General features: G+C 70.1%; 23 protein-coding genes. 12 read left to right on the top strand and 11 right to left on the bottom strand.

The features are described from left to right. Positions 1-8: 8 nt before the first annotated feature. The 3 genes from BJP60_RS06570 to BJP60_RS06560 all read right to left on the bottom strand — a co-directional run bounded on the left by BJP60_RS06570 (position 9) and on the right by BJP60_RS06560 (position 3,273). A complete protein-coding gene (locus tag BJP60_RS06570) occupies positions 9-707 on the bottom strand; it encodes a coenzyme F420-0:L-glutamate ligase (protein ID WP_203138439.1) in 699 nt (232 codons plus the stop codon). Positions 708-714: 7 nt separating this feature from the next. Further along, positions 715-2,091: an RNA polymerase sigma factor gene (locus tag BJP60_RS06565; protein ID WP_203138437.1), complete on the bottom strand. Its 1,377-nt coding sequence runs from the start codon at positions 2,089-2,091 to the stop codon at positions 715-717. A 249-nt stretch (positions 2,092-2,340) separates the two neighbouring features. Beyond that, on the bottom strand, positions 2,341-3,273 hold the full coding sequence (locus tag BJP60_RS06560; RefSeq protein ID WP_203138435.1) for a proteasome assembly chaperone family protein: 933 nt from the start codon (positions 3,271-3,273) through the stop codon (positions 2,341-2,343). A 68-nt stretch (positions 3,274-3,341) separates the two neighbouring features. Here BJP60_RS06560 and BJP60_RS06555 point away from each other — a divergent pair, with 68 nt between their 5' ends. The 3 genes from BJP60_RS06555 (at position 3,342) to sucB (ending at position 8,065) form a co-directional block, all read left to right on the top strand. Continuing rightward, positions 3,342-4,829, top strand: a complete 1,488-nt coding sequence (locus BJP60_RS06555) for a leucyl aminopeptidase (protein WP_203138434.1) — start codon at positions 3,342-3,344, stop codon at positions 4,827-4,829. Beyond that, positions 4,826-6,199: a dihydrolipoyl dehydrogenase gene (gene lpdA / locus BJP60_RS06550; protein ID WP_203138433.1), complete on the top strand. Its 1,374-nt coding sequence runs from the start codon at positions 4,826-4,828 to the stop codon at positions 6,197-6,199. The genes BJP60_RS06555 and lpdA overlap by 4 nt, the downstream gene beginning before the upstream one ends. A gap of 75 nt (positions 6,200-6,274) precedes the next feature. Then, complete coding sequence (gene sucB, locus BJP60_RS06545; RefSeq protein WP_203138432.1) at positions 6,275-8,065, top strand: 2-oxoglutarate dehydrogenase, E2 component, dihydrolipoamide succinyltransferase; 1,791 nt, start codon at positions 6,275-6,277, stop codon at positions 8,063-8,065. Between the two features lie 66 nt (positions 8,066-8,131). Here the strand turns inward: sucB and BJP60_RS06540 are convergent, their stop codons facing one another. Then, a complete protein-coding gene (locus BJP60_RS06540) occupies positions 8,132-9,505 on the bottom strand; it encodes a hypothetical protein (RefSeq protein ID WP_203138431.1) in 1,374 nt (457 codons plus the stop codon). Positions 9,506-9,647: 142 nt separating this feature from the next. On the opposite strand from BJP60_RS06540, the gene BJP60_RS06535 reads away from it, so the two are divergent. Further along, positions 9,648-10,355, top strand: a complete 708-nt coding sequence (locus tag BJP60_RS06535) for a DUF4191 family protein (RefSeq protein WP_203138430.1) — start codon at positions 9,648-9,650, stop codon at positions 10,353-10,355. Between the two features lie 46 nt (positions 10,356-10,401). On the opposite strand, the gene BJP60_RS06530 is transcribed toward BJP60_RS06535, so the two are convergent. Beyond that, positions 10,402-10,797 carry an RDD family protein gene (locus tag BJP60_RS06530; protein WP_203138429.1) on the bottom strand — a complete coding sequence of 132 codons (396 nt, stop codon included), beginning with the start codon at positions 10,795-10,797 and terminating at the stop codon, positions 10,402-10,404. 156 nt (positions 10,798-10,953) lie between these two features. Between BJP60_RS06530 and glnA the strand changes: the two genes are divergently transcribed. From glnA to BJP60_RS06500, 6 genes are all read left to right on the top strand, one after another. Then, on the top strand, positions 10,954-12,378 hold the full coding sequence (gene glnA, locus BJP60_RS06525) for a type I glutamate--ammonia ligase (RefSeq protein ID WP_203138427.1): 1,425 nt from the start codon (positions 10,954-10,956) through the stop codon (positions 12,376-12,378). Positions 12,379-12,491: 113 nt separating this feature from the next. Continuing rightward, on the top strand, positions 12,492-12,866 hold the full coding sequence (locus tag BJP60_RS06520; protein WP_203138423.1) for a hypothetical protein: 375 nt from the start codon (positions 12,492-12,494) through the stop codon (positions 12,864-12,866). Then, positions 12,863-13,252, top strand: a complete 390-nt coding sequence (locus BJP60_RS06515; RefSeq protein ID WP_203138420.1) for a hypothetical protein — start codon at positions 12,863-12,865, stop codon at positions 13,250-13,252. The genes BJP60_RS06520 and BJP60_RS06515 overlap by 4 nt, the downstream gene beginning before the upstream one ends. Before the next feature lie 188 nt (positions 13,253-13,440). Then, the gene (locus BJP60_RS06510; RefSeq protein ID WP_203138418.1) at positions 13,441-14,037 is read left to right on the top strand and encodes a hypothetical protein; all 597 of its coding nucleotides are present in this window, start codon (positions 13,441-13,443) and stop codon (positions 14,035-14,037) included. Between the two features lie 150 nt (positions 14,038-14,187). After that, the gene (locus BJP60_RS06505) at positions 14,188-14,424 is read left to right on the top strand and encodes a hypothetical protein (protein ID WP_203138415.1); all 237 of its coding nucleotides are present in this window, start codon (positions 14,188-14,190) and stop codon (positions 14,422-14,424) included. A 227-nt stretch (positions 14,425-14,651) separates the two neighbouring features. Continuing rightward, positions 14,652-15,290: a hypothetical protein gene (locus tag BJP60_RS06500; RefSeq protein ID WP_203138413.1), complete on the top strand. Its 639-nt coding sequence runs from the start codon at positions 14,652-14,654 to the stop codon at positions 15,288-15,290. Between the two features lie 601 nt (positions 15,291-15,891). Here the strand turns inward: BJP60_RS06500 and BJP60_RS06495 are convergent. Further along, entirely contained in the window at positions 15,892-16,209 is a 318-nt protein-coding gene (locus tag BJP60_RS06495; RefSeq protein ID WP_203138411.1) for a hypothetical protein, read from the bottom strand. Between the two features lie 395 nt (positions 16,210-16,604). Between BJP60_RS06495 and BJP60_RS06490 the strand changes: the two genes are divergently transcribed. Both BJP60_RS06490 and BJP60_RS06485 read left to right on the top strand, forming a co-directional pair. Beyond that, on the top strand, positions 16,605-16,772 hold the full coding sequence (locus tag BJP60_RS06490) for a hypothetical protein (protein WP_203138409.1): 168 nt from the start codon (positions 16,605-16,607) through the stop codon (positions 16,770-16,772). A 1,143-nt stretch (positions 16,773-17,915) separates the two neighbouring features. After that, positions 17,916-19,487 (top strand): glycosyltransferase family 2 protein, encoded by a 1,572-nt coding sequence (locus BJP60_RS06485; RefSeq protein WP_203138407.1) that lies wholly within the window; start codon positions 17,916-17,918, stop codon positions 19,485-19,487. On the opposite strand, the gene BJP60_RS06480 is transcribed toward BJP60_RS06485, so the two are convergent. From BJP60_RS06480 to BJP60_RS06460, 5 genes are all read right to left on the bottom strand, one after another. Next, on the bottom strand, positions 19,484-20,440 hold the full coding sequence (locus BJP60_RS06480; RefSeq protein WP_203138406.1) for a phosphatase PAP2 family protein: 957 nt from the start codon (positions 20,438-20,440) through the stop codon (positions 19,484-19,486). The two genes, BJP60_RS06485 and BJP60_RS06480, sit on opposite strands and share 4 nt — an antisense overlap. Positions 20,441-20,485: 45 nt before the next feature. Further along, positions 20,486-23,479, bottom strand: a complete 2,994-nt coding sequence (locus BJP60_RS06475) for a bifunctional [glutamine synthetase] adenylyltransferase/[glutamine synthetase]-adenylyl-L-tyrosine phosphorylase (RefSeq protein WP_203138405.1) — start codon at positions 23,477-23,479, stop codon at positions 20,486-20,488. Between the two features lie 10 nt (positions 23,480-23,489). Beyond that, positions 23,490-24,827 carry a glutamine synthetase family protein gene (locus BJP60_RS06470; RefSeq protein ID WP_203138404.1) on the bottom strand — a complete coding sequence of 446 codons (1,338 nt, stop codon included), beginning with the start codon at positions 24,825-24,827 and terminating at the stop codon, positions 23,490-23,492. Between the two features lie 137 nt (positions 24,828-24,964). Then, positions 24,965-25,183, bottom strand: coding sequence for an SPOR domain-containing protein (locus tag BJP60_RS06465; protein ID WP_203138403.1), 219 nt, complete (start codon positions 25,181-25,183; stop codon positions 24,965-24,967). A gap of 192 nt (positions 25,184-25,375) precedes the next feature. Continuing rightward, positions 25,376-25,888 carry a histidine phosphatase family protein gene (locus tag BJP60_RS06460; protein WP_203138400.1) on the bottom strand — a complete coding sequence of 171 codons (513 nt, stop codon included), beginning with the start codon at positions 25,886-25,888 and terminating at the stop codon, positions 25,376-25,378. Positions 25,889-25,932: the final 44 nt, after the last annotated feature.

Genomic DNA, 25,932 nt, shown 5'->3' with positions numbered 1-25,932 from the left:
GGCGCGGGTCAGATGGGGCGGACGATCCCCAGTGGCGTGGACTGGTGTCCCTGCCCCAGCGGGTTGTCGCGCAGGATGCGCACGAGGCGCTTCTCCCCCGCCTTGTCGAGCGTCGACCCGAGAATGTTGCCGCCGATGTCGTTGATGTCGACGACGGCGACGTCGACGCCGGAGCCCACCAGGGCCTGCACGCGGTGCGCGACCGCGCGAGGCTTGGCGGGTCCGAGCACGACCGCCTGGTTGTACGGCGGGATGGTGCCGCTCGTGGGGCCGTCGATCGCGCGTGCCTTGTCGCCCGCGATGCGGTAGAAGTCGCCCTTGCGCCCGAGGGCCTTCGTCACGGCGGCGACGGCGGCGGCGAGGAGGATCCGCGGCGTCCCGCACTCGCGCAGCGCCATCTCCATCGTCTCGGGCATGCCGAGCCCGATGCCGTAAGGCGTCTTCTGCACGTACTTCGACAGGAAGCGGGCGAGCGGACGCACGCGGATGTCGCTGAGCAGGTACGAGCGCCCCTGCGTGATCGCGACGATCTTCTCGGTCACGAACAGCAGGTCACCCGGCTGCACCGCGTCCTTGGCGTACTCGGTGATGATCTGATCCAGGTCGTCATCCGGCATGACGACGCGCGTGCGCAGCGGGATCCGCTGCACGCGCTCGCCGTCGACCTCGACCTCGAGGGCCTTGCCCTCGTTGGCTGCGGCGGTCATCGACGGATCACTCGAGGTAGTCGCGCAGCGACTGCGAACGGCTCGGGTGACGCAGCTTCGCCATCGTCTTCGACTCGATCTGACGGATCCGCTCGCGCGTGACGCCGAACGTGTCGCCGATCTGGTCGAGCGTCTTGGGCTGTCCGTCTCCCAGGCCGAAGCGCATGCGGATCACGCCCGCCTCACGCTCGGAGAGCGAGTCGAGCAGGCTCTCGAGCTGACGCTGCAGCATCGTGAAGCCCACCGCGTCGGCCGGCACGACCGCCTCGGTGTCCTCGATCAGGTCGCCGAACTCGCTGTCGCCGTCCTCACCCAGAGGAGTGTGCAGCGAGATCGGCTCACGGCCGTACTTCTGCACCTCGATGACCTTCTCGGGGGTCATGTCGAGCTCCTTGGAGAGCTCCTCGGGTGTGGGCTCGCGCCCCAGATCCTGCAGCATCTGACGCTGCACGCGGGCGAGCTTGTTGATGACCTCGACCATGTGCACCGGGATGCGGATCGTGCGCGCCTGGTCGGCCATGGCGCGCGTGATCGCCTGACGGATCCACCAGGTCGCGTACGTCGAGAACTTGAAGCCCTTCGTGTAGTCGAACTTCTCGACCGCACGGATCAGACCGAGGTTGCCCTCCTGGATCAGGTCCAGGAACTGCATGCCGCGGCCGGTGTAGCGCTTCGCGAGCGAGACGACGAGGCGCAGGTTCGCACCGAGCAGGTGCGACTTCGCGCGCTGGCCGTCGCGGGCGACCCACTGGAGGTCGAGTCCGAGCTGGCTGGACTTCTCCGCCGCCGACATCTTCGACAGCTTCTCCTCGGCGAACAGGCCGGCCTCGATGCGCATCGCGAGGTCGACCTCCTCCGCCGCGTTCAGCAGCGGGACCTTGCCGATCTGCTTGAGGTAGTCCTTCACCGGGTCGGCCGTGGCGCCCGTGATCTGAGTGGAGTAGACGGGGACCTCGTCCTCGTCGCTCGACGTGATGACGATCGCCCCCGTGGGCAGCGGCTCGGTCACGACGCTCTTGGGCGCCTCGTCCTCCTCCGCGGTCTCGGCGGCGTCGTCCTTGCCGGCCTCGGCCTCGGTCTCGGTCTCGGCAGCCTCGAGCTCGACGTCCTCGTCGACGACCTCGTCGTCGGGCTCGTCCGAGTCCGCGGCGCTCTTCTTGGGCGCGGCCTTGGCCGCGGTCTTCTTGGCGGGAGCCTTGCGGGCGGGCTTGTCGGCCCCCGCGCCGGTCCCCTCGACCTCGGTGGCCTTCTTGGCGGCGGTCTTGCGCGCCGTGGTCTTCGCCGTGGTCGTCTTCTTCGCGGTGGTGACCTCGACGGTCTCATCCGCCTCGGCAGCGTCCTTCTTCTTCGCGGTGGTCCGCGGAGTCTTCGTGGCAGTGGTCACGTTTCGCCTTTCACCGGCGGCGCCGCGCGCCGCGCCCCCGGGTGTATTCGGGCACTAGTAAGACCCTTGTCAAGTCCGGCGCATCCGCATGCGGCGTCTCGACAACGGGTCGGACACCCATTCTCTCATACGTCGAGCGGCACTACGCCCAGGCCCTCGTGCGGCGCGGCGGCGCCGCTTTCGCGCACTCTCAGTCAACCCGCGCGGGCGCGTCGTTATTCCCTTCCGCGGCGTCCCGCAGGCGCGGGATCAGCCCCGCTTGTCGTCGTCGCCCGTGGGGCGCGAGGCGAGGAAGCGCTCGAGCTCGGCCGCGAGCTCGTCGGCACTCGGCAGCTCCCGCTCCCGCAGACCGCCGACGGTCGGCTCGCCGCCGCCTGCGAGTCCCGCGGCGTACGCGTCGTACCGCTCCTCGAGGCCCTGCACCATCCGGCCCAGCTCCTCGTTGCCCGCGATCTGATCCTCGACCTTCCCGAGGTACTCGCGGTTCTCGCCGTACAGCTCGTCCAGCGTGAAGACGAGCCCGGTGGCCGCCATCAGCTTGTCCAGCGCGGCGATGGTCGCGGCCGGGTAGTCGGTCTCGGCGAGGTAGTGCGGCACGAGCAGCACGAAGCCCGCGGTGTCGAAGCCGGCCTCGATGAAGCGGTACTCGAGCAGGTGGCCGACGGTCGCCGGCACCTGAGTGCGCGGATGCCAGATCGAGTGCGCCTCGATCAGGTCGGCCCGGTTGCCGCTGACCGTCACGCCCAGGGTGCGCGTGTGCGGCACCGGCATCGCGATCGCGTGCACCCACGTGACGGATTTGGCCGCGAACTCGTCCGCGAAGTCGATCGCCGCCTCGACGAACGCATCCCACGCGAAGTCGGGCTCGTAGCCCGACAGCAGCAGGAACGGCTGGCCGAGCGCGTCGCGCGCGAGCGACAGCTCCAGGCGCGGCGGTCGGTAGTCGCTGAGGTGGTCCTGCTCGAACGTGACGATGGGGCGGCGCGCGCGATAGTCCAGCAGCGTGTCGTTCGAGAACACCGCGACCGGTCGCGGGTTCAGCTCGTTGCGCGCGAAGTCGATGAGGTTCGACACGGCCCCGCCGGCGTCCGTGAAGCCGGTCATCAGGATGACCAGCGGAAGGCGGTCGGGCACGACCGGGCCGTTCGCGACCCGATCATAGATGTCACCAGTCGAGGGCATGCCTCCATGCTACGAGCCGACGGAACGGCGAGGCCCGGTTCCGCTCAGCGCGTACCTAGGATGGAGGAATGCCGATTCCCGTTCTCGCGCTGACCGACGATCGATTCCCCACCGAAGGCGCGGAGGCGGCCATCCTGGCCATCCCCTCGTTCGGCGAGGACGACGAGCTCGACATCCCGGGCCTGCGCCCCGCGCTCGACGCCGTCGGCTTCACGGGCGCGAAGAACGCCTTCACCCGCGTCTACGCCCCGGAGGTCACCCAGCTGCCGCTCGCGGTCGTGGGCCTCGGACCGGACGCCGACACGGCGGCCGTGCGCGAGGCGGTGGGCACCGCGGCGCGTCAGCTCGTCGGCTTCGACACCGTCGCGGTCCACGTCGCCGCCGACATCGACGACGCGTGGCGGGCGGCGGCCGAGGGCGCCGCGCTGGGTGCGTACACGTTCGGCTCCTACAAGACGCGGGATCTCGAGAAGGCGCGGAAGAAGCGACGGGCGTCGCGTGTGCTCGTGCACGTCCCCGGTCCCGTGGACGACGCCGAGCTCGCGGTCGTGCGGGCGGGCGCGGAGGCGGTCGCCCTCGTGAAGGACCTCGTCTCGACGAGCGCCGACCGGCAGAGCCCCGAGCAGCTCGCCGACGCGGCCGTGACAGCGACCGACGGCCTGGGAATCGACGTCACGGTGTACGACGAGGCCGCGCTCGAGGAGGGCGGCTTCGGCGGCATCCTCGGCGTCGGTAAGGGCTCGGACCGTCCGCCCCGCCTCGTGCGGCTCGAATGGGCCCCCGAGGGCGCCGAGCGCCACGTCGCGCTCGTGGGCAAGGGCATCACGTTCGACACGGGCGGGCTGTCGCTCAAGCCCGCGGCGTCCATGCTCGGCATGAACGAGGACATGACGGGCGCCGCCGAGGTGCTCGCGGTCGTCCGCGCCGCGGCGCAGCTGAACCTCCCCGTCCGCGTCACGGCGTGGATGTGCATCGCCGACAACATGCCGTCGGGCCGCGCGACGCGCCCCGGCGACGTGCTGACGATGCTCGACGGCACGACCGTCGAGGTCACCAACACCGACGCCGAGGGCCGGCTCGTGCTCGCCGACGGCCTCGTCGCGGCGAGCCGCGAGAACCCCGACGTGATCGTCGACGTCGCGACCCTGACGGGGGCGATCCTCGTCGCCCTCGGCACGCGCCACACGGGCGTGATGGGCCACGGCGACGCGGTCGACGCGTTCCTGCGCGCCGCGGACCGCACGGGCGAGCTCGCCTGGGCGCTGCCGCTTCCCGAGTACATCGCGGAGCAGCTCGACTCGCGCATCGCCGACATGCGCAACGCCGACATGGGCAACCGCAACGGCGGCTCGCTGTTCGCCGGCCTGTTCCTGCAGCGCTTCGTCGGACGCACGGGTGAGGGCGACGACGCCCCGCGCATCCCGTGGGTACACCTCGACATCGCGGGCTCCGCAATGAGCGCGAGCAGCGCCTTCGGCTTCACGGACAAGGGCCCGACGGGTGCCACGGTGCGTGCGCTGATCGACTTCGTCGCAGCGGGCGGTGAGGTGCAGTGACCGCGCACGAGTTCGACCTCGTCGTACTGGGCGGGGGCAGCGGGGGCTACGCCGCGGCCCTGCGCGCCTCCGAGCTCGGCAAGAGCGTCGCGCTGATCGAGAAGGATCGGCTCGGCGGCACGTGCCTGCACCGCGGGTGCATCCCGACCAAGGCGCTCCTGCACGCGGCGGAGATCGCCGACTCGGTCCGCGAGTCGTCGTCCTACGGCGTCACCGCATCCTTCGGCGGCATCGACCCGGCGGCTCTGCGCGCCTACCGCGAGGGCATCGTGGCCAAGAAGTTCAAGGGCCTCGAGGGCCTCATCGCCCGCCGCGGGATCACCGTCGTCGCGGGCGAGGGACGACTCGAGGCAGGACGCACCGTGCGCGTCGGCGACGACACGTACCGGGGGCAGCACGTCGTGCTCGCGACGGGCTCCTACAGCCGCAGCCTCCCGGGCCTAGAGATCGGCGGCCGTGTCCTCACGAGCGAGGGCGCGCTCGCGCTGGACGAGGTGCCCGGCAGCGTCGTGATCCTCGGCGGCGGCGTGATCGGCGTGGAGTTCGCGAGCGTGTGGCGCTCGTTCGGCGTCGAGGTGACCATCGTCGAAGCGCTGGATCACCTCGTTCCGAACGAGGACATCGCCCTCAGCAAGGGGCTGGAGCGGGCGTACCGCAAGCGCGGCATCCAGGCGCGCCTGGGCGTCCGGTTCGCCTCGGCGACGCAGGACGCCAGCGGCGTCACCGTCGCTCTCGAGGACGGCTCGGAGATCCGCGCCGACTACCTCCTGGTCGCGGTGGGACGCGGTCCCGTGACGGCCGACCTGGGGTTCGAGGAGTCCGGCGTCACGCTCGACCGGGGATACGTCACGGTGGACGAGCAGCTGCGCACGACCGCGGAGGGCGTGTGGGCCGTCGGCGACATCGTGCCCGGCCTGCAGCTCGCGCACCGCGGCTTCCAGCAGGGAACCTTCGTCGCCGAGGCCATCGCGGGGCTGAAGCCCGTGCCCGTGCCGGAGACGCAGATCCCGAAGGTCACGTACTCGCACCCCGAGGCCGCATCCGTCGGGCTCACCGAGGCGCAGGCCGTCGCGGAGCACGGTGCCGACGCCGTGCGCACCTACGAGTACAACCTGGCCGGCAACGGCAAGAGCGAGATCATCGGCACGGGCGGCCTGGTGAAGGTCGTGCGCGTCGCCGACGGCCCCGTGCTCGGCGTGCACCTGCTCGGCGACCGGGTCGGCGAGCTCATCACGGAGGGGCAGCTCGCGGTCGCCTGGGAGGCGCACCCCGAGGACATCGCCCCGCTCATCCACGCGCACCCCACCCAGAGCGAGGCGCTCGGCGAGGCCTTCCTCGCCCTCGCCGGGAAGCCGCTGCACGCCGTCTGAGCGTCCGGCGGTGAGCTTCGCGCACCCCACGTCACTAAGCTGTAAACGTCATCGAATCCTGAAGGAGACTCCGACATGAGTACTTCCGTGGTCCTCCCCGAGCTCGGCGAGAGCGTCACCGAGGGAACGGTCACCCGCTGGCTGAAGAAGGTCGGCGACACGATCGCCGTCGACGAGGCCCTGCTGGAGATCTCGACCGACAAGGTCGACACCGAGATCCCGTCCCCCGTCGCGGGTGTGATCGAGGAGATCCTCGTTCAGGAGGACGAGTCCGTCGAGGTCGGCGCTGTTCTCGCGAAGATCGGCGACGGCTCGGGCAGCGGTTCGTCGGACGACGCCCCCGCCGCCGAGCAGCCGGCCGCCGAGCAGGCACCGGCGCCCGAGGAGCAGGCGGAGGCGCCCGCCGCGGCCCCGGCCGAGGCTCCCTCGACCGAGCAGGACGCGCCCGCGGCCGCTCCGACCGCCGAGACGCAGCCCGACGGCGACGCGACCGACATCGTCCTGCCCGAGCTCGGCGAGAGCGTCACGGAGGGCACCGTCACCCGCTGGCTGAAGAAGGTCGGCGACGAGATCGCCGTCGACGAGGCCCTGCTCGAGATCTCCACCGACAAGGTTGACACCGAGATCCCCTCGCCCGTCGCCGGCGTGATCCAGGAGATCCTCGTCCAGGAGGACGAGACCGTCGAGGTCGGCTCCGTGCTCGCGCGCGTCGGCAGCGGCGCGCCCGCCGCCGCGCCGGCACAGGAGGCCCCGGCTGCTCCGGCTCAGGAGGCCCCGGCTGCTCCGGCTCAGGAGGCCCCGGCCGCTCCGGCTCAGGAAGCCCCGGCCGCCCCCGTGCAGGAGGCCCCGGCCGCCCCGGCGCAGGAGGCTCCGGCGCAGCAGGCCCCGGCCGCCGCTCCGGCCCAGGAGGCCCCGAAGGCAGAGCCCGAGGCCCCGTCGGCCGAGGACGACAAGGTGTACGTGACGCCGCTCGTGCGTCGCCTCGCCGCGCAGAACGGCGTCGATCTGGCGTCGGTCACGGGTACGGGCGTGGGCGGTCGCATCCGCAAGGAGGACGTGCTGAAGGCCGCCGAGGCCGCCGCGGCTCCGGCTGCCGCGGGCACCTCCGCCCCGACGCAGTCGGCTCCCGCCACGAAGCTCGAGGTCTCGGAGCTGCGCGGCACGACGCAGCCGATGTCGCGCCTGCGCAAGGTGCTCGCATCGCGCGCGGTCGAGTCGATGCAGTCGACCGCTCAGCTCACCACCGTGGTCGAGGTCGACGTCACCAAGCTGTCGGCCTTCCGCGACCAGGTGAAGGGCGAGTTCCAGTCGAAGACCGGCGACAAGCTGTCGTTCCTGCCGTTCTTCGCGCTGGCCGCCGCCGAGGCGCTGCAGGCGTACCCGATCGTCAACTCGACGCTCGACGGCGAGAACATCGTGTACCCGCCGAGCGAGAACCTCTCGATCGCCGTCGACACGCCGCGTGGCCTGCTCACGCCGGTCGTGCGCGACGCGGGCTCGAAGAACCTCGCGCAGATCGCGCACGAGATCGCCGATCTGGCGGCCCGCACGCGTGACAACAAGCTGAAGCCCGACGAGCTCGCCGGCGGCACGTTCACGCTGACCAACACCGGTTCGCGCGGCGCGCTGTTCGACACGCCTGTCGTGTTCCTGCCCCAGTCGGCCATCCTCGGCACGGGCATCGTCTACAAGCGCCCCGGTGTCGTGAAGGTCGACGGCGTGGAGGCGATCGGCATCCGGTCGTACGTCTACCTCGCCCTGTCGTACGACCACCGCACGATCGACGGCGCCGACGCGGCGCGCTTCCTGAGCGCCGTGAAGTCGCGCCTCGAGGAGGCCGCGTTCCAGGGCGACCTCGGCATCTGATCACGCAGTAGTCACGGAAGGGCCCGGCCCGGCGTCTCGCCGGCCGGGCCCTTCCGGCGTTCGCGCTCATCCCGACCCCGGCAGCGCCTGTGCACTGCGCAGCAGCCACGTCTCCGCCGGCCGCACGAGCTGCAGCAGCACAACCTCGCTCGTACGAGACGGATCCTCCAGCCGGACGACCGCCACGTCGCCGTAGTCGTCGAGCAGCACGGGCTCGGCGGTCGCGGCGAGCCGCAGCGCCGCGTCGGGCAACGGCTCGGCGGTCTCGTCGCGCACCCCGGCGCACAGCGGATCGCCGTGGGCCGCGCATTCCGCGACGGCGCCGACCAGCCGGACCGCGGCGGTCTGCGCGTCCTCGGGGCCGGGCGACCCGGACGGCGTGGGCGCGGGCGTCGCCGGCCGGGAGGGCGCGGCCGTGGGGCTCGGCGATGTCGCCGTCGGGGACGGCTTCGCGATGTCGCGCGCGTGCGCGTCCGCCGGCTCGGATTCCGACGGCCACAGCAGCCCGACCGCGATCACGGCCGCCGCCGCGGCCGCCCCCGCGAGCATGGGCAGCCGTCGCCCGCCCGCGAGGGCGCGCCGAGCGGCCGTGCGCGTGCGGTCGACCGCGTCCCCCATCGTCTCGGCGAACCCCGCGTCGGTGAAGCGCTCGATCAGGCCCACGAACCCGGCGCTGCCCGGCGCATCCGCCCCAGCGACGTCGGGTGCGTCGTCGGCGGCTGTCGTCGTGCGCCCCGGGGACCGGTCGCCCATCCGCTCGATCGGCCGCGGAGCGCACGCCTCGAACAGCGCGTCCTCGAGCGGCTCGAGCGCACGACGCAGCCGCCGGGGCCGCTGCAGCGCGTCGCGCGCCTCTTCGATCAGGCGCAGCAGGACGCGGTCCTTCGTGTGGCCGACTGCCTGACCGAGCAGCGCGCTCGCCTCCCCCGCGACCGGGCCACCGTCCTCGGCGGGTGCGAACAGCGGCCGGCCGTCGTCATCGAGCCACCACCGCCCGGCGACCGGCTCGGTCTCGGGCGCGACGTCCTCCCACGCCTCGCGCGTGCCGCGCAGGAGGCTCACGACGAGGGTCACCAGCTCGCCCCCGCCGAGCGGCCGCGATCCCGCCGTGCGCACGTCGAGCAGCCGCGCGACGGGTTCGCGACACCACGGCAGCTCGAAGTCGTGCCCGTCGTGGCGACGCACGAGATCCATCGGCGCGAGAAGGTGCTGCGGCGGGTGCGCGCGGCCGACGAACACGCGGTCGGCCGAGGCGACCGTGTCGGCGAGCACCACGCGGCGCTCCCCCGCGGCCGCGAGGACGCCCTCGAGCGGCGCCTGCGGCGGGCCGAGCCGGCGGATCGGTCGATACGCGTTCGTGAGCGGCCCCGCGGCGGGATCGGTGGGCGCCGGCGCACCGTCGGTCTCCGGGACTTCGGCAGGAGGACGCGCACTGACCATGACGTCATCCTGCGCGCTCCTCTGTGGGCCGTGCCGGGGCGGGCGGCGATGTGGCGGCGCAGCCGAGATGAGAGCGCCTGTGGACGAGTCCCCGCGCACGCGACGGGTCGGCGCGTGCCCGTCGACTCGGTAGGCTGGAAGCATGGCAGCACGCACCCCCGAGGCAGAGAAGCGCCCGGGATTCTTCAAGCAGATCAGGTCCCTGTTCACCTTCACGCGTGAGGTGTACCCCTGGCTCGGCTGGCTGCTGCTCGGGATCCTGGTCGCCGGCATCGCCATCGGCATCCTGCTCGGCTTCCTCCTCCAGCCGTCCGTGTGGGGCGTGATCCTGTGGGGCCTCGCCGGCCTCATGCTCGGCCTGCTCGCCGCCATGATGACCCTCACGCGTGTCTCGACGAAGGCGATGTACCGCAAGATCGACGGAATGCCCGGCGCCACGGGGCACGTGCTGTCGACGATGCTCGGCCGCAGCTGGCGTTCGAGCGAGATGCCCGTCGGCGTCAACCCGAAGACCCAGGAGGCCGTCTACCGCGCCGTCGGACGCGGCGGCGTCGTGATCGTCGGCGAGGGCGCCCGCGGACGCCTCACGCGCCTGATGCGCGACGAGCGGATGAAGGTCAGCCGCGTCGCCGCGGGCGTGCCCGTGCACGAGCTGTACGTCGGCCACGGCGATGACGAGGTGCCGATCTCGCAGCTCGCGAAGACGATCAAGAGCTACCCCAAGGCCATCGACCGCGCCACCATGGGCGCCGTCGTCCAGCGGATCGAGTCGGTCTCGCAGTCGCTCGCGTCGCTGCCGATCCCGAAGGGCATCGATCCGACGAAGGCGCGCGCTCCGCGTCCTCGCTGAGCCGGATGTGACGAGCGCCCCGCCTTTCGGCGGGGCGTTCGTCGTCTCAAGCGCGGATCAGGATCGTGCGCGCGGCGCGGTCGTGGAGTCCGCGCTGGTCCGGATCCCACACCACGGCGGGGATCAGCAGGACGAGCAGCAGGGTGCGCACGATCGGGCGCCACACGCCAGTCCATCCCCCGCCCTCGACCTGCAGGCGCATGCCGGCGATGCGGTGACCCGGGCTGCCGCCGATGGTCGGGATGAACAGGACGTGGATGACGGCGAACACCGCGAGCGTCGCGAGCGGGTCGTAGTCGAAGAAGGCGATCGAGATCACGACGGAGGCGGTCCAGTCGATCGCGATGCCGAGGATCCGGCGCGGGAGGCGTGCGACGCTCCCCTTCCCGGTCGCCGGCAGGCCCAGTCGCTGTCCCGGATACGCGTCGGCGGAGGTGCTCATCGCTCCAGCCTAAGTGGCGCGGAAACGCGCGCCTCTCAGGGTCCGCGTAACATCCCGGAAACATGAGGGACACCCTCGGGCAATGCCCTGCGGCTACGGTCGTGGCGTCACCTGCGTTCCAGGCGATCCCACTAGTCCCACCAATCTGGAGCCTCAATGTTCAACGATTCATCCGAGGTGCTGGCGTTCATCAAGGACAACGATGTCAAGTTCCTCGACATCCGTTTCACCGACCTCCCCGGTGTCCAGCAGCACTTCAACATCCCGGCGTCGACTGTCGACGAGGAGTTCTTCACGGTGGGGCAGCTGTTCGACGGCTCCTCGATCCGGGGCTTCGCGAACATCCATGAGTCGGACATGCAGCTCATCCCCGACGTGACCACGGCCTACCTCGACCCCTTCCGCGAGGCCAAGACGCTGGTCATGGTCTTCGACATCTACAACCCGCGCAACGGCGAGATCTACTCGAAGGACCCGCGTCAGGTCGCCAAGAAGGCCGAGAAGTACCTCGCCTCCACCGGCATCGCCGACACCGCGTTCTTCGCGCCCGAGGCGGAGTTCTACATCTTCGACGACGTGCGCTACGAGGTGAAGCAGAACGCGAGCTTCTACTCGGTCGACTCCGAGGAGGGCGCGTGGAACTCCGGCCGCGCCGAGGAGGGCGGCAACCTCGCCAACAAGACCCCGTACAAGGGCGGCTACTTCCCGGTCTCGCCCGTCGACAAGACGGCCGACCTGCGCGACGACATCAGCCTCCACCTCATCGAGGCCGGCCTGAAGCTCGAGCGCGCGCACCACGAGGTGGGCACGGGCGGCCAGCAGGAGATCAACTACCGCTTCGACACCATGGTGCACGCGGCGGACGACATCCTGAAGTTCAAGTACATCGTGAAGAACGTCGCCGAGCAGTGGGGCAAGGTCGCGACCTTCATGCCGAAGCCGCTCTTCGGCGACAACGGCTCGGGCATGCACACCCACCAGTCGCTGTGGAACGACGGCAAGCCGCTCTTCTACGACGAGAAGGGCTACGGCCAGCTCTCCGACATCGCGCGCTGGTACATCGGCGGCATCCTGAAGCACGCTCCCGCCGTGCTCGCCTTCACAAACCCCACGCTGAACAGCTACCACCGCCTGGTGAAGGGCTTCGAGGCGCCGGTCAACCTCGTCTACTCGGCGGGCAACCGCTCGGCGGCGATCCGCATCCCGATCACGGGCTCGAACCCGAAGGCCAAGCGCATCGAGTTCCGCGCGCCCGACGCCTCCGGCAACCCGTACCTCGCCTTCGCGGCGCAGCTGATGGCCGGCCTCGACGGCATCAAGAACCGCATCGAGCCGCACGAGCCCGTCGACAAGGACCTCTACGAGCTTCCGCCCGAGGAGGCCAAGGAGATCCCGCAGGTGCCGAACTCGCTGCAGGACTCGCTCGAGGCGCTCGACAAGGACCGCGCGTTCCTCACCGCCGGCGGCGTGTTCACCGACGAGCTGATCGACACGTGGATCGACTACAAGCTCGAGAACGAGATCCGTCCGATGGCCCAGCGCCCGCACCCGTTCGAGTTCGAGCTGTACTTCGGAGTGTAAGGAGATTCCGCGGAGTTCCGGGACATAGTCCGCAGGGAGTCCGCGAGATTTCTTGGAGAGAGCCCGTCAGGTCGGCCCTGGCGGGCTCTTCTCATCACCTTAGGATCGGGACTGTGACGCAGAGCAGCGCCTCGGACGCCATGTGGACGCCTCCCCCGCGGGATGAGTGCGCGGAGCAGCGAATGCCCGTCGCGCTAGAGGAGCAGTACCTGCTCAACGTCCGGCGTGTTACATGGAATGGCCAACTCGTTGAGTACGCCGTGGTGTTGTCTTTTCGCGAGTCGGTGGACGAAGCGTGGGTGGAGATTCACTCCATCGACACGAAGCACCACGGATGCGTGCATCGGCACAGAGACGGTGATCACACGAGCTGGGACGAGATCCGGCCGATCCAATCTCAGGCCGATGTTCAATCATCCTTCGCGGACTCCTATGATGAGGTGTACTCGGTCTACCTCATCCTGACCGGACAGGACCCATTGAAATGAATCGTCACGAAGCGACCCGTCGTGTCGTCGCCGCTATCGCGTTCGGCCCGCAAGAGGTCGGTCTGCCTTATGTTGCGCCTGACGGGTCTCAGCCGTTGGTAGTTGCGACCCCCGCCGAGTACCTCAGTGACGTGCTGGTGCGCGTCGACGCCGTCGGAGGCAGCGCCAACGTAGCCCTGGCAGAGGTGAAGCGGTTCTCAATCTTCACCATCACGAAGGCAATGACCGCGGTCGATGCTTCCGAGGAATCCACGGATCACTTGAACTCCGACATGTCGATGGGCATGTTCAAGATCAAGTACACAGGCCGTCGCAAGTCCCACTTTGCCGTAAAGGGAGTCGACGTGGAGGTCAATTCGGAAGCGTCAAGCTTCGCGTACGCCTGAGCCTGGGCTGGTCGCACGCAACACCTGCGCCACTGCCTGGCGGGAGGACTCGTCACGGTCGGGCCACATGTACCCGTAGGTGTCGAGCGTGGTCTTCGCGGAGGCGTGCAGCCTCGCCTGCACGGTCTTGAGGTCGAGGCCGGCCGAGATCAGCAGGCTCGCGAAGTAGTGCCCCAGGTCACCTCGCCATGTTCGCGGAGCTCGCCGGCAAAGCACAGGAGGCCGCGGAGGCGCAGTACGCCCTCGACGGGAACACCGAGGCGTACCGCCAGACGCTCGAAGCTTCACGCCAGTCGCTGATCGACCGGATCACCGACCTCACCGGCAACGGGGACGCAGCGACCGCGTTGGCCGACGAGATCTTCAAGATCCCGACCGAGACACAGTGGAAGGCAATTGCCGACACAAACGAGGCGTTGCGCCGTGCAGCGGCGTTCCAGGAGTACCTCAACAACCTCCACGCGCCAACGCTGGACATCGGGATCACGACCGACGGCATCCCGCGAAACCTCGAGCGCGGGTCCGACAACAACGCGACGGTCAACCTGTATGTCGGCGGCAAGCCCCTCGCGTTCTCCGCCTGCGGCTGGGCGTTGGGCATCTACCCGTACACGTCGGGAGGGATCCACAAGTTCGCGGAGGAGTTTGACGAGGCGTACATCACCCTCGACCCGAAGCACCGGAACCGCAACCTCGCGATTCACGAGGAGGTCGGCTTCCGGCTCGGCGCCTGGCATCAGCCCTCGATGTTCGCATCCGCGCCGGCCACCGCCGCTCCCGCGTAGCAAGGCCCGCTGGTCGGCTCGTGACGTTCCACTCGTCGGGCAACTTCCGCAGCGACCTCAACCGGCTCGACCACGAGCTGAGGCACTACGCGCGCGAAGGCAGAGGAGGGCGCAATTGATGACCAGCCACGTCAACCGGAGACGCGAGGGATGTTCCAGTTCGGTGACGAGCTCTTCATCCTCGACTCCGACGTCGCGGAGACCGACGCGCACGACCCCGCCCGGAGAGTGCTCACGCCGGACCCGGGCCGACGCTTCGACGCGGTCGTGCGGATGTTCAGCATCCGCAACCGTACGCAGTCACCCGGGTACATGAGGATGATCGTCCACCGCGCGCTGTCGCTCGTGCAGGACTACTGCTTCCTCGCAGACACAACGCCGGGGTGAGGTACTCGACATCATGCGCCGCTACACGAAGCTCTTGCACGAGCTTCGTGTCGCCGAAGCCATCACCACCCAACCTTGAACGGATTAACCCGTCCCTCAGCTAGCGACAGCAGGCTTCGCCGTTCGACACCGGACCGAGCACGCCCGCTGAAATCGCAGCGCCGGCGGCCGGGCAGCACACCGGCCCTGACCTCCGCGCTGCCTGTTCTTCGTGGCACCATGCATTCGTGACGAAGGAAGATCCCACGCCTGAGCCGTCTGTCGTCAATTTCGACCAGTACGCAGCCACGGGAGACCAGGACCCGCCCATCGACTTCGAGCAGCTGGAGCGCATCGAGTCGGAGCACGATCGGGAGACCGTCCGCGAAGCGTACAGGCGCCTCGGCATCAACCCGACGAAGGTCAGCGCCTCATTGCTGAAGGCGATGGACTTCAGCGGCATCGAGGAAGCCCGGGAGCGTCTCAAGCAGCTGAGGCTGCCGCCCAGCACCGCAGCTGACTCGCTTCTCCGACGCATGCCGAAGCTGTCGCCCGAAGTTGTCGCTTCGCTGCCCCAACCGTACGAACTGCCCGACATGTCCGATACTCCGATGCACCGCACCGCGGAGGCCACCGAGCGCATGGTCGACGTTCTTACCGACGTGCACACGGTAACCGCAGACCTGGTGCGCCTGACGAACGCCAACCTGCAGATGTCCCACGACCAGCAGGCCAACGCGGAGCGTGCACAGACCTTCACTCGGAGGATGACATGGGCTTCCCTCGCGGTGGCTGTCCTCTCGCTCGTCATCGCCGGGCTGTCCGCAGTCGCCACAATGCAGCCTCAGCCGACGCCCACGGTCGTAGTCACACACGAGCCCGATTGAGCAGACAATCCAGCGGATCTGCAGGCAACTCTTGCACCTCGACTCAACCGGGGAAATCCAAGGACGGGGGATGCACCCAACGTCCCCAGCCTCCGGACCGCCGGGGGGCGGCGGACACCGAAAGCGGGTTCAAAGACTGCACTGAGGGGGTGCCGGGTGCCTCGTGGTGGTGCTCGTGTGGGCTCTGGTCCTGCACCTGAGGCGACCCTCGGCAGTTTCGATGGGCAAGTCCCCGAAGTGCCTACCTGAAGGGCCTAGACTCCGGCGACCTCGGAGCGATCCCGCTCCGAAACTCCCCGATTCGCTTGGAGCCCCATGAATCAGCGTAACCGCTACCACCGCCGTCCGTCCCGACTCGCCTGGTGCGAGGTTGGCGAGCACTTCTACGTCCCCGATCGGAGTTTCGGCGACCCTTCTGGGTGCCCGGAGCATCCGGACGAAATCGCCGAAGCCGCGTAGCCACAGCTCGACGCGAAAGACGAAGACGCCGGGCGTTGCCCCCCACTTCTCAGCGAGGAACGCCCGGCGCAGCGTCGATCGTACCGCGCATCCATAGGGCTAGCCCTGGTAGGCGTCGACGGCGACGGACCGGAAAAGCACCTTAATGGCCGTCGTGACACTCACAGGCGCAGCGATGGTCCGAGCGGGTCGCGTCGTCGTGCATCCACCCGAGGCAGCCGCGATGTTTGTTCTGCGCGCATCCGGGATCCATGAGTCGACCGTCAACGGCGAGCATCCGCTGCAGCGTCACGTCGTCGATGTCGAGGATCTCGATGATGCGTCGGCGATCGAACCCACGATCCGCCATGAGCCGCGCGTTCCGCTGCGCCGTGGCGTATGCGACGCGCGCATCTCGAGCGGAGAGCTCGAGAAAAAGCTCCATCGTTTCCTGCGTGCCGTTACGCTCGTCTGAGCTCATTGCTTCCTCCTGGACGCGGTGTTGCTATGCGACACGGCTCCTTGTGCTTGCCGGCCCGGGAGCCGTGTCGCATTCTCATGTTCGTCAGGCGAGCTCTTCGCCTGCGCTCATACAACAGCACCCCTCCGTCACCGCCGCAAACCTGCCTGTGGAAAGCCCTGTGGAAGGCGCGCGCGACACGCCGCTGAAGTGGGGACAACTGCTGTGGAGAACTTCGTCCACAGCGTGTGGACACCTACGGCGTTCCCTTGTCCCGCTTGGGATCGCGCCGTCTCACAGCTTGTGAGTGTGGTGTGATTGAACAACGACTTGAAGGTTTGATGGTCCGCAAGGGCTCCGACGGTGGTGTGAGTAAGTTCTCGCGTAGGTTGGCACGCCGTCGATAGCCTGCCGAGATGGCGCATGATGCTTTCTCCTCGGACGACCTCGATCAGGCGAAGCAGCTCATCAACGAAGTCGATGCGGCGACGCCGGAGGACGGTGCGCCCGACGCTGCGACCCGCAAACTAGTGCGTGTGCTGCGCATCCTCGTCGACCAGATCGAAGAGCTCAGAGCCTCATAGGGAGGAGCAATGTCCGAGCGCCGGCGTAATCTGCCCGCATGACCGAGCCGCTCCCGCCCGACGCTGCTCTCGGTGTGAAGCTCGCCGCGATCCTCACCCGCAACCAGTTCACGACTGAGCGGCGCCCGGTCGTCGAGGAGTCGCTCGCGATGTCTCGTGGCCGCGACAAGGTCGTCGCCGGGAGGTCGGTATGTGGGCGGGGTACCACGAGCACGATGAGTACATGCAGCCAGTCAGGAGCGCGCTGCTCGGGATCCCAGGCGCGCACGAGTGGGTGCGGGTCGGGCGGAAGCGCAGGGGCATCCGCCACACGACCTAGTCAGTGTCCCGGGAGCGACGGCCCGCCGAACTGAGGCGGCTCTGCGTCAAAGTACGGTTCGAGACGCCCGCAGTCCGGGCCCCATTACCCCGGGCGGGGGACGCGTTACGACCCCCAGGATGGGCACCGCGGCTGCACCTCGAGGTCATCCACGCCGAGAGCCTCCCTCCGGCCCTGTGCGCCCGGATGCGGCGCATTCGCACCCCGCAAGGAGGGGAAGGCGGGAAAGGCCCCGGCCGCGCTATGCGGCGCACAGCCTCGCGCGCTGACGCATCCGCTGCTGGTGAATCGAATCGTTCGCGAGGGTCTGCCCGTACCAGGCGAGCAGCACGTCCTCGCGGACCACTCGAGCCCGTGGCCCGTCGATGATCGCCCATCCCATCGGCATACCGGCGCGACCCCAGCTCCGGATGGTCTGCACGGACCGGCGAACACGCTTCGCGGCCGCAGCGTGTCCGAGCCACGTGACGTGAGCGCTCATCCTGCGCCCTCAGTCCGCAGCGAGTCCGCAGAAAGCCCGTTCCGGCCCGTCATCTCACATCACGCTCCATCACCTAGTTCCGCGGGATTACGCGGAAGTCCTGCGACCACATCATCCGCCATCTTCAGTGGCGGAGTTCGAGCTGTGCTTCGGCGTCTGACCCGAACCCGCACGAGGCCCCGCCACCCTTCGAGGTGGCGGGGCCTTCGTCGTCCTTTACGGGCTCACATGTCGCGCAATGCTTGAGTCCCGCACGGCACTCGGGTGGAATGGGGCGATGAGAGCCCGCTTCGCCGCGACCGCTGTCCTTTCCTCCGGCCGCAGGCGGACGAGCTCCATCCGGGTGAGCGTGATCGTCCCCGTCTACAACCCCGGGCCGGGGCTGGACGATCTCATCGCCTCGCTCGATAAGCAGACGCTCGGCAGACACCGGCTCGAGGTGCTGCTCTGTGACGACGGCTCGGATGAGGCCACGCGCGAGCGCCTGCGCCGGATCGCCTCCTCCCGTCCGCACGTGCGCGTGCTGGAGCTCGAGCGCACCGGCTGGCCGGGGACGCCCCGGAACCACGGGATCGACGCCGCGAGAGGCGCGTACCTGTTCTTCGCGGATCAGGACGACCGCGTGTTCACGAACGGTCTGCGCGACATGGCGGCGTTCGCCGACGCGCACGGCTCGGACGTCGTCGTCGGGAAGGTGGTGGGCGTCGGCCGCGCCATCCCCGGGGCGATCTTCCGCCGCGACGTCCCCTCCGCGGTGCTGGGGCGCGACCCGCTGCTGGAGCTGCTGACTCCGCACAAGCTCTTCCGGACGTCGTTCGTCCGGGACAACGGCATCCGCTTCCCGGACGGCCGCGTGCGGCTGGAGGATCACCAGTTCGTCATGCAGGCGTACTTCGCCGCCAGGACGATCTCGATCCTCGCGAGCCGTCCGTGCTATGCCTGGCTCAAGAACGAGGGCAGCGCGAGCTCATCGCGCATCGACCCCGGCACCTACTTCCCGCATCTCGAGCGGGTGCTCGAGATCGTCGAGCGCAACACCGATCCCGGTCCGCTGCGCGACACGCTGCTGCGCCACTGGTACCGCGGGAAGATCCTGAAGCGGCTCGACACCCGCAGACTGCTGCGCTATCCCGAGGACTACCGCGCGCGCTTCCTCGACGCTGTCGAGCCGCTGGCGCGACGCTGGTTCGGCGAAGCCGTGGACGCCGGACTGCCGATGCCCATGCGCGTGCGCTCGGCGCTGCTGCGCGCGGGTCGGCGGGACGATCTGCTCCGGCTGGCGGAGTTCGAGAGCGGCCTGGAGTGCCGGGCCGAGCTGCGGTCGGCCCGATGGCGCCGGGATGGAGCGCTCGTGGTGACGCTCGACGCCACGATCGGGCACCGCACGGAGAGCGCCGCCGCTCTGCCCGGGATCGACGGCTCATCGGCGGTCTGGCGACCTCCCGCGGCGATCGGCATCGGCGACCTCGACGAGAGCACGCTGGATGCGACGCGCGATCTCCGCGGCGACAGGATCCGGCTGCACCTGAAAGCGGGTCGCCGGGAACGCCGGATGCCGGGGCGCGACGCGCGCCGGATGGCGGGCGCCACCGTCGTCGTCGAGCCGTTGAGCGTGTTCCCATGGCGGGACTCCTCCGAGGGCGGCCGTGTCACGGTGCATGCGCTGCACGCGGGCTGGGACATCTCGGCACCGCTCCGCGCCGATCCGTCCGTCCTCGAGGGCATCGGCCGCGCGCCGTGGCTCGCGGGTCGCCGCTGCCGGCTCATCGTCCTCGACGACGGCACGGTCGCCTTGCAGCGGTCCTACCCCGCCGGCCGTGCGCGCGACGTCACCGCCCGCGTGGCGCGGCGCCTGCGGGCGCGACTGCGCGACGCGAGGCGCGGGCTGCGGCGAGCCGGAGCACGCCCGCTCTAGGACGCGCGCGCGTTCGGGGCCTCGAGAGCATCGCCCTGCGGCCGAGGCCGGCCGGCGACCTCGAGGCGATGCCAGAGCGCCCAGAAGACGAGGGCCGTCACGCCCGACGCTCCGGCGGCGAGCGAGTGGGCGCCGAGGTAGGCGGTGTAGTCCTGCGCCTCATTCGCGATCGCGAGGTCGGTTCCTCGTGCCAGCGGGATCCCCCACAGCAGCAGCGCACCCAGTGCGAGAGAACCCACCGCTCCGACGCCGACCAGCACTGCCAACACGACCCGCGCGCGGTGCGGCCTGCCCCGATACGGGGTGATCGCGCCGCGGCGTGAGAGCCACCATGCGGCCAGGCATCCGCAGACCAGGGCTACGGCGTCGCCCCCGAGCGTGTCGCTGAAGCGGTGCCACTTGGCGGTCACCGTGTAGGCGCCGATGCCGATGGCCCACGTCAGGGCGAAGAGCATCGTCACGCCGCGCCACCGATAGGGCACGACGATGCGCGCGGCGAACAGGACCGTCATGGCGATCGTCGTGTGGCCGCTCGGGAAGCTGTTCTGCGTGTAATCGCCGACCACCTCGACCAGCGGAGGACGGGGAAGCACGAATCGCTTCAGCGTCTGCGTGATCAGCTGCCCGAGCACGATCACCCCGACGCCGGCGATCGCGAGATCGAGGCGACGCCTCAGCAGTCCGACGGCGGCGACGAGCACCGCGGCGATCGCGAGCGACCAGACCGTGATGTCGCCGAGCGCCTGATTGGCCGTGTCCAGCTCGTCCGGCCGCACCTGGTCGGCGCCGCGCAGGGCCGCGTTCTCGACGACCTGCCCGCCCACGGTCCACACCGCGATCAGATACGTCGCGATCAGCACCGCCGCCCCGATCGCCGCGCCGACGAGCCACCGCCGCCCATCGTGGGCGGGCGTCGTCGCGAGACGGTTCGGGAGTTCGTCCATCGGCGTCATGCCGCGAACATACCAACACCCCGGAAACGCCCAGATGCGGTCCCGTCAGCCGTAGAACAGGCGGTCGAAGACGCGGCGCGCGCGCCGCGCGGTGCCGAGCCAGTCGTCCTCCACCTGCGTGGCGCTGTGCGGCGGGTACTCGAGGATGCGGCCGATGCCGTCGAGCAGTCTCCGGTCGGTCGGCAGCACGTCGCTCGTCTGGCCCGACAGGAGCGTGTTCGCCGAGCGCAGGCGCGCCGCGAGCAGCCACGCCGCGCGTAGCCGGTCCGCGTCCTCGTGCTCCACCAGGCCCGCCTCGACCGCGGCGGACAGCGCATCGAGCGTCGACGTGGTGCGCAGGCCCGGAACCCGGTGCGCGTGCTGCAGCTGCAGCAGCTGCACGAGCCACTCGACATCGCTCAGGCCGCCGGGGCCGAGCTTGAGGTGCCGGGTCGGATCGATCCGCTGTGGCAGGCGCTCGGTCTCCACGCGCGCCTTGATCCGCTTGATCTCGCGCACCGTCTGGGCGTCGGGATCGACCGGGTAGCGCACGTCGTCGGCCAGCCGGGTGAAGGCATCGAGCAGCTTGTGCGATCCGGCCACACCCCGCGCCCGCAGCAGCGCCTGCGCCTCCCACGACACCGACCAGCGGCGGTAGTACTCGGCATACGCGTCGAGCGAGCGCACGATCGGCCCCTTGCGCCCCTCCGGACGCAGGTCGGCGTCGAGATCGAGGGGCAGCCGGAAGTCCTCCGACACCCGCCGGACCTCGGCGACGATCTTCAGCGCGAGGTTCTCGGCGCGGTGCGGCTCGACCTCCTCGGGACGGTACACGTACAGGACGTCCGCGTCGGACCCGAAGCCCAGCTCCGCCCCGCCGAAGCGCCCCATCCCCACGATCGCGAAGTCGAGCGTCTCGTCCGCATCCGTCACGACGTCGCGCCGGACGGCGCGCAGTGTCGCCCGCAGTGTCACCTCGGTGATGGTCGTGAGCGCGGCGCTCAGCTGATCGAGCGTCGTGACGCCCAGCACCGCGCCCATCGCGGTGCGCAGCATCTCGCGGCGCCGCAGCGCCCGCACGGAGCGCATCGCGTCCTCGATCGTCTCGTGCCGATCCTGGATCGCGCGCGCCTCCTCCTCGAGCGCGGCGACCGCGCGCGGCTGCAGCTGCTCATCGCTGTCCAGCCACGCGACCGACTCGGGGATCCACTCCATGAGCTCGCCCGCGTAGCGGGACGCCGACAACAGGCGCGTCAGCCGCTCCGCCGCGCCCGACGAATCGCGCAGCATCCGCAGGAACCACGGGGTCTCCCCCAGCCGCTCGCTGATACGGCGGAAGGCCACGAGCCCGTAGTCGGGATCCGCCCCGTCCGCGAACATGCGCAGCATCACGGGCATGAGGTGCCGCTGGATCGTCGCCTTGCGGCTCAGGCCGCTCGTGACGGATCGGATGTGCCGCAGCGCGACGGCGGGCTCGCGGAAGCCGATCGCGGCGAGCCGGTCGCGGGCCTGCTCCTCCGTGAGGGACGCCTCGTCCTGCGGCAGGCGCGCGACGGCGGCCAGCAGCGGCCGGTAGAACAGGCGCACGTGGATCTCGCGCACCTCGCGCTTGATGTCCTCCCACACCTCCCCGATGCCGTCGGCCGACTCCGCGAGCGCCGTGGCCCGGGCGAGCGCGCGCAGGCCCTCCTCGGTGCGCGGCATCAGGTGTGTGCGGGAGAGGCCGACGAGTTGCAGGCGGTGCTCGATCAGCCGCAGCGTGCGATAGTCGCGCGCGAACGCCGCGGCCTCGCTCCGCCCGATGTAGCCACCCTCCTCGAGCGCCGCGATCGCCGCGAGCGTGCCGCGCTGGCGGATCGACTCGTCCGAGCGCCCGTGCACGAGCTGCAGCAGCTGCACGGCGAACTCGATGTCGCGGATGCCGCCGGGGCCGAGCTTCACCTGATGCGGCACGTCCGCGGCGGGGATGTGCTCCATGACGCGCTCGCGCATCCGCTGCACGTTGTCGACGAAGTCCTCGCGGCCCGAGCTCGCCCACACCTTCGGCTGCGTGGCGGCGACGTACGCGTCCCCGAGCGCGATGTCGCCCGCGAGCGGACGCGCCTTGAGCAGCGCCTGGAACTCCCAGCTCTTGGCCCAGCGGTCGTAGTACGCGATGTGCGACTCGAACGTGCGCACGAGCGCGCCCTGCTTGCCCTCCGGGCGCAGATTGGGGTCGACCTCCCACAGCGGCGGCTCGGCCTCGATGCCGTCGATGCCGCGCATGGTCTGGATCGCCAACCGGGTCGCGATCTCGATCGCGCGCGGTTCGGACAGCTCGGACCCCTCGGCGGGCTCGCCCACGAAGATCACGTCGACGTCGCTGACGTAGTTCAGCTCCCGTGCCCCCGACTTCCCCATGCCGATGACCGCGAGCCGCGTCTGCGCGACCTCGTCGCGGCCGAATCCGCCGAAGCCCGTCGTGCCGGCGACCTTCGCCCGCGCGACGGCGAGAGACGCCTCGAGCACCGCGCCGGCGGCGTCCGCCAGCGCGGCCGAGACCGCGTCGACCACTGACACCGGGTCGGGGTGGGTCAGGTCGTAGGCGGCGATCTCCGCGATGACCGAGCGGTAGGCGACCCGCAGGGCGATCCAGGACGTGTCGTCGCCGGATGCCGCGAAGCCGGCCTCATCGGCGCCGATCGCGGCGCCGAGCGTGCGGCGCAGCTCCTCCCCCGTGGGCAGCCGGCGTCCCGCCCCCGGCAGGTCGGCGAGCCGCTCCGGTCGGCGCAGGTAGAAGTCGGCGAAGCCCCGCGAGGCGCCGAGCAACCGCCAGGCGACCTCACGCCCGCGCGCGTGGTGCAGCACGTCGCGCACCGCCCGCTCGTCGCGACGCGCGATGCGCACGAGTCCCGCGAGCGCCTCATCCGGATCCGCCGCCTGCGCGGCATCCGCCAGCAGCGTCTGACGATCCATCCCGACGAGCTGCCCGAGCTCGGCGAGCTGGTCGTCCGCCTCGTCGAAGCGCGAGAAGCCCAGTCGTGCGAGGTGCGTCAGCGACGACGCGCGATCCGGGGTCATGGAGCGGGGCTCAGATGATGTCGAGGCTGTGCTTCAGCTCGAACGGCGTCACCTGCGCACGGTACTGCTCGTACTCGCGGCGCTTGTTGCTCAGCACGTAGCTGAACACCTGCTCGCCGAGCGTCTCGGCCACGAGCTCGCTGTCCTCCATGTGCCCGATGGCGTCGTACAGGCTGGAGGGCAGGCGGCGGTATCCGAGTGCGCGGCGCTCGGAGTCGCTCAGGGCCCACACGTTGTCCTCGGCCTCGGCGGGAAGCTCGTACTCCTCCTCGATGCCCTTCAGACCCGCGGCGAGCATGAGCGCGTACGCCAGGTACGGGTTCGCCGCCGAGTCGATGCCGCGGTGCTCGATGCGCGCCGACTGGCTCTTGCCCGGCTTGTACATCGGCACGCGCACGAGCGCCGAGCGGTTGTTGTGACCCCACGTGATGTAGCTCGGCGCCTCGTCGCCGCCCCACAGGCGCTTGTACGAGTTGACGAACTGGTTCGTCACGAGCGAGATCTCGTTCGCGTGGCGCAGCAGGCCCGCAATGAACCGGCGGCCGATCTTGGAGAGCTGGTACTCCGCGCCCTCCTCGTAGAACGCGTTCGTGTCGCCCTCGAACAGCGACATGTGGGTGTGCATGCCGCTGCCGGGCTCGCCATGGAGCGGCTTCGGCATGAACGTGGCGTGCACGCCCTCCTCGATCGCGACCTCCTTCACGACCGTGCGGAAGGTCATGATGTTGTCGGCCATCGTGAGGCCGTCCGCGTAGCGCAGGTCGATCTCGTTCTGCCCCGGGCCGCCCTCGTGGTGGCTGTACTCGACCGAGATGCCGAGGTCCTCGAGCATCCGCACCGAACGGCGGCGGAAGTCGTGCGCCGTTCCGCCGGGGACGTTGTCGAAGTAGCCCGCGCGGTCGACCGGCTCGAGCCCGTCCTCGCCCGGCGTCGCCGACTTGAGCAGGTAGAACTCGATCTCGGGGTGCGTGTAGAACGTGAAGCCGGCGTCCGCGGCCTTGGCGAGCGTGCGCTTGAGGACGTTGCGCGGGTCCGCCACGGCGGGCTGCCCATCCGGCGTGGTGAGGTCGCAGAACATCCGGGCGGTCGGGTCGATCTCGCCGCGCCACGGCAGGATCTGGAAGGTCGTGGGATCCGGGTGCGCGAGCAGATCGGACTCGTACGTGCGCGTGAGGCCCTCGATCGCCGATCCGTCGAAGCCGATGCCCTCGCTGAACGCGCCCTCGACCTCCGCGGGGGCGATCGCGACGGACTTCAGCGTTCCGACGACGTCCGTGAACCAGAGGCGCACGAACTTGACGCCGCGCTCCTCGATCGTGCGCAGTACGAAGTCCCGCTGCTTGTCCATCGTGTCCCTTCGGGAGTGGCGTGGGCCGGTGAGCGCGGCCGCTGTGCCGCTCGATCAGCCTACTGGTCGAAGGGTGCGCGACCGCGTCACCGACGCGCTCCGCAGGGGGCGTCGGCGACGCGGCACGCCGCGTGGAATCAGGGCGTGCCGCCCCAGCTGTCCTCCCGCCGGTCCTCGTCCTCCCAGGCCTTGGAGCGCGCGGCCAGCGTCTCGGGGGCACGGCGCGCCTCCTCCTCGCTCGCGAAGGGCCCGATGCGGTTCATCGAGGGCGATTCGGGCCCGTGCTCCACCTCGCCCGTGCGCGAGTTGTACCACCAGCTCTTCTCGATCTCGTCAGGCGTTCCATCGATCGTCATGCCCCGATCCTACGAAGCCGACGCCGCGCCGCCGAGGGGGTTGCATCCGGTCGCGGAGCGCGTCAGCGCTCGACGCACGGCAGGCCGAGCGGCCGGAGCGGCCCGCGGACCGGCCGGCTGTGACGCGTGTCGCACGGAGGGGCGGATGAGCCTGCACGCCGGCCGCTCAGCCTGCATCCGGCCCGAACCGACTCAGATCCTGACGTCGACGAGATCCGGAAAGCCAAGGGACGCCCAGAACAGACCTGCCTCGGCGCCGCGCGTGAGGATCCCTCGGCTGACCAGCCAGGCGGAGAGGATCATCCCGTGCGTTCCGATCACGGGGTCGCCGGCGTGCGCGCGCACCGCCTCGTCCAAACGGGCGGCGGCGCGGAGCGGACTCTCCCAGCCGATGTGGCGCTCGTCCAGCCGGCCTTCCACCCACGCGCGTCTACGCGCCGTGGCCTGATCGTCGAACGGCTCACCGGGACGGCGGACCTCACCGAAGCGCGCATCGATGACAGGCGCGCGGCCCGTCGCGCTCTCCAGCGTCTCGATCGCCTTCCGCTCGTCGCTGCACAGAAGAGTCGCCTCATCCGGGATGCGGTGGCGGAGCTGGACTGCGCGCGCGTGCCCGTCACCCGAGAGAGGCCATTCGCGCGGAGGCGTCGCCGCATCCGCAGCCGGCATCGCATGCCGCACAAGCAGGATCCGCCGCGCCGTCATCGCGCGATACGGGTCTGAGCGCGCATCAGCTTCACGGGAGGCAC

This window comes from Microbacterium sp. JZ31, from assembly GCF_016805985.1.
In the GTDB taxonomy this organism is placed as follows: Bacteria; Actinomycetota; Actinomycetes; order Actinomycetales; family Microbacteriaceae; genus Microbacterium.
This window is presented reverse-complemented; position numbering and strand designations above follow the sequence as displayed.